A 3,928-nucleotide genomic window follows, 5' to 3' on the forward strand; every position below is an offset into this window, starting at 1 on the left:
CGCCGGTGATGCCTTCTTTAGCAGAAGCACGGTGAAACAAGTTTTCGAACTGACGCTCTAATACACCATAAGTGTATTTAACTTTTTGTTTCTCCATTAACTGTACCGCGTACTCAGATTGCTTTCCCCTTCTTTTAGAAGCACCATGCATTCCGGGTGGATAGTTTTTTCTTTCTAACGCTTTATCCGGACCGAAGATCGGTTCGCGGAACCTACGCGCAATTTTTGATTTGGGGCCTGTATATCTTGCCATTGTTTTGTTTGTTTTAAAGTATCATGCAGCCTGTAGCTGCTGAATCTTAGCTTTAAAAATCTGTTAATTAAACTCTTCTTCTTTTTGAATGACGACAACCGTTGTGCGGAAGCGGGGTAATATCCTTTATAGTAGTTACTTCAATACCTGTAGTTTGTAAAGTACGGATAGCCGACTCACGACCAGAACCCGGGCCTTTTACAAATACTTCTACTTTACGCAGACCCAAATCATAAGCAGCTTTACCGCAATCGGAAGCAGCCTGACCGGCAGCATAAGGTGTGTTCTTTTTAGAACCTTTAAAACCCATTTTACCGGCAGATGACCATGATACAGCTTGTCCGCTTTTGTTGGTAAGGGTGATAATGATATTGTTAAAAGTTGCGTTGATGTGTGCCTCGCCTACAGCTTCAACAATTACAACACGCTTTTTGGTAACTTTTTTACTTTTAGCCATTTTTATTTTTTAATTATTGATTTAATGAATTGCTGAATTATAGAATAATTCGGACCCACTAATCTTTTTAATTTATTTATTCCTAATGATTTTCAAATTGATTAGTCATTCAACTAATCTCCAATCACTAATCAACTATTACTTAGTAGCTTTCTTTTTGTTAGCAACTGTTTTACGTTTTCCTTTACGGGTACGTGAGTTGTTTTTAGTACGTTGACCACGCAGAGGTAAACCTTTACGATGACGGGTACCACGATAGCAACCTATATCCATTAAACGTTTAATGTTTAATTGCACTTCTGAACGAAGAGCACCTTCAACCTTAATTTCATCGTTAATAATACCACGAATCAAAGCTAACTGATCATCATTCCAGTCTTGTACTTTAGTGTTAAAGTCAATACCGGCTTTAGTCAAAATTTCCTGCGATTTTGAGCGGCCTATTCCGTAGATATAGGTTAACCCTATCTCTCCTCTTTTATTTTTTGGTAAATCAATACCTGATATCCTTGCCATATTTGTTTTTTGTTTTTAAGTAAGACCGAACGGCGGCTACCGTTGTACGGATCATTACAATACCTCTAACTATCCTTGACGCTGTTTGAACTTAGGGTTCTTCTTGTTTATAACATAAAGTTTCCCGTGACGGCGAATGATCTTACAATCAACACTGCGTTTTTTAATGGATGCTCTAACTTTCATCTCTTTTATTATTTATATCTATATGTTATTCTGCCTTTTGATAAATCATAAGGGCTCATTTCCAATTTTACTCTGTCGCCAGGTAATATCTTGATGTAATGCATCCGCATTTTACCTGATATATGCGCTATAATCTCGTGACCATTTTCAAGCTCAACCCTGAACATTGCGTTTGATAACGCTTCCCGAATTGTACCATCTTGTTCAATCGAAGATTGTTTTGCCATATTTTACTGAATATTACTTGATTATCCGCCCCTAAATCGGGACGCAAAATTAATAAAATATTTCTAATTATTATTTTTTTTCTTTCAAAACATTATCAACATACGAAAATGTAGAAAGAATATCTGCCGCACCTCTTTTTACAGCTACTGTATGTTCATAATGGGCAGATGGTTTGCCATCTATTGTTGATACTGTCCAGCCATCATCCCAAAACTTCACTCCTGCACGGCCGCCGTTTATCATAGGCTCAATGGCAATCACCATTCCCTCTTCTAACTTTATGCCTGATCCACGTTTACCATAGTTTGGCACTTCGGGTTTTTCGTGCAACCTCAATCCAACACCATGGCCTACCAATTCTTTAACTACGCCAAATCCATTCTTCTCTGCATGCTCTTGTACAGCATAACCTATATCTCCAATACGGTTGCCTACTACTGCTTTCTCAACACCAAGGTCAAGGCATTCGCGAGTTACACGCATTAGTTTTTGTACTTGTTCGCTTACCTCGCCAATAGCAAAGGTAAAAGCCGAATCGCCGTAGTACTTATTCAGTACCGCACCGCAATCAACTGATACTACATCCCCATCTGTTAACACATGCTTACCCGGAAAACCGTGTACCACCTGGTCATTTAAAGAGATGCAAAGCGAATAGGGAAATCCGCTATAGTTTAAAAAAGCAGGAACGCCACCATTGTCGCGGATAAAAGTTTCTGCAAGTTTATCTAATTCAATAGTCTGCATACCCGGTTTAATAACTTTCGCTATTTCACCAAGCGTTTTGCCAACAAGTAAAGAACTTTCTCTTATTAGTTCTATCTCTTCGACAGACTTATAATGAATTTTTGACATTGGTTATTAAATTGCTGTCGGAGTTGTTCCTGCAGCAGCCGGTATTGATGTACGACCAGTTATCCTGCCTGTTTTCATTAAGCCATCATAATGGCGCATTAACAGGTGACTTTCTATCTGCTGTAATGTATCCAAAACAACACCCACAAGGATGATCAATGATGTACCTCCAAAAAACCTTGCAAATAATGTATTAACACCTACCAGGTTTGCCAGTGCCGGTATAATGGCAATAATGGCTAAGAAAATAGATCCGGGTAAGGTTATCTTTGATATCACATCATCAATAAAGCTGGTTGTTGGATCGCCTGGTTTAATACCCGGGATAAAACCACCATTCTTTTTCATGTCATCAGACATTTGCTTTGGATTAACCGTAATAGCTGTATAGAAATACGTAAATACTATGATTAATAAAGCAAACAGAATGTTATGCAACCATGAGTTATAGTTTGTTAAGGCTATCAATATACTGTTTGACGCAGCTGTAGGAAAAAACGATGCTACAGTTGCCGGTATAAACATTAGGGCCTGCGCAAATATAATTGGCATAACACCCGCAGCATTTACCTTTAACGGGATGTACTGACGTACACCGCCATATTGTTTGTTACCTACAATACGCTTGGCATACTGTACGGCTATTTTTCGGGTACCCTGTACAATTAGTATCGTAAACATAACCACACCCAGTAAAGCTACAAGCTCAACAATAAATGTAATTAAGCCGCCGCTACCGGTTGTACGGTTTTGAAACTCTGCTATAAATGCCCCTGGTAATTGTGCAATAATACCCACCATGATAATCAGGGAGATACCGTTACCTATACCTTTGTCTGTAATTTTTTCACCCAACCACATTACAAATAATGTACCCGATGTTAATACAAAGGTATTCATTATAGTAAATAACGGATTAGCTATCAACATCTCATCAGCCGTTACTTGCGAACGTAAGTATGCTGCTGCCTGTAAAGCCGTGATAATGATGGTTAGATAACGTGTCCACTGGTTAATCTTGTTACGTCCGCTTTCACCCTCTTTTTGCATTTTAGCAAAATAAGGTACTGCTATACCTAATAGCTGCATCACAATTGATGCAGAGATATACGGCATAACACCTAATGCAAAAATAGAGACCCGTGAAAACGAACCTCCTGCAAACATGTTTAACAATCCTACCAATCCTTCGGCCTTTTTGTTGGATGCTACCGCATCACTAACTCCGGGTAAACGGATAAAAGAACCTACACGATATATTAAAAGAAATAAGAGTGTGTTAGTAATACGCACTCTTAGATCTTCGATTTTCCAGATATTGGATAATGTGGTGAATAATTTCTTCATTGAAATTTATAGCTTAACTATAGTGCCACCGGCTGCTTCAATAGCTTTTTGCGCAGTAGCTGTAAATGCATGTGCTGTAACTTCTA

General features: G+C 38.6%; 7 protein-coding genes and 1 pseudogene. All 8 read right to left on the reverse strand.

Going from position 1 to position 3,928, the window contains the following annotated elements; genetic code table 11:
• Nucleotides 1–253 (reverse strand): annotated as a pseudogene (locus JWP71_RS03695) (30S ribosomal protein S4); the annotation flags it as partial.
• Nucleotides 254–320: 67 nt separating this feature from the next.
• A complete protein-coding gene (gene rpsK, locus JWP71_RS03700) occupies nt 321–710 on the reverse strand; it encodes a 30S ribosomal protein S11 (protein ID WP_299497282.1) in 390 nt (129 codons plus the stop codon).
• A 138-nt stretch (nt 711–848) separates the two neighbouring features.
• Nucleotides 849–1,226, reverse strand: coding sequence for a 30S ribosomal protein S13 (gene rpsM, locus JWP71_RS03705; protein WP_299497284.1), 378 nt, complete (start codon nt 1,224–1,226; stop codon nt 849–851).
• Nucleotides 1,227–1,295: 69 nt separating this feature from the next.
• Nucleotides 1,296–1,412 carry a 50S ribosomal protein L36 gene (gene rpmJ / locus JWP71_RS03710; protein WP_299497286.1) on the reverse strand — a complete coding sequence of 39 codons (117 nt, stop codon included), beginning with the start codon at nt 1,410–1,412 and terminating at the stop codon, nt 1,296–1,298.
• A gap of 8 nt (nt 1,413–1,420) precedes the next feature.
• Nucleotides 1,421–1,639, reverse strand: coding sequence for a translation initiation factor IF-1 (gene infA / locus JWP71_RS03715; RefSeq protein WP_090643449.1), 219 nt, complete (start codon nt 1,637–1,639; stop codon nt 1,421–1,423).
• 70 nt (nt 1,640–1,709) lie between these two features.
• On the reverse strand, nt 1,710–2,495 hold the full coding sequence (gene map, locus JWP71_RS03720; protein WP_299497289.1) for a type I methionyl aminopeptidase: 786 nt from the start codon (nt 2,493–2,495) through the stop codon (nt 1,710–1,712).
• A gap of 6 nt (nt 2,496–2,501) precedes the next feature.
• On the reverse strand, nt 2,502–3,842 hold the full coding sequence (gene secY / locus JWP71_RS03725) for a preprotein translocase subunit SecY (protein WP_299497291.1): 1,341 nt from the start codon (nt 3,840–3,842) through the stop codon (nt 2,502–2,504).
• Nucleotides 3,843–3,848: 6 nt separating this feature from the next.
• The coding region (locus JWP71_RS17330; RefSeq protein WP_366143516.1) for an uL15m family ribosomal protein at nt 3,849–3,928 on the reverse strand (80 nt) is incomplete at its 5' end.

Source organism: Mucilaginibacter sp. (assembly GCF_028287845.1).
In the GTDB taxonomy this organism is placed as follows: domain Bacteria; phylum Bacteroidota; class Bacteroidia; order Sphingobacteriales; family Sphingobacteriaceae; genus Mucilaginibacter.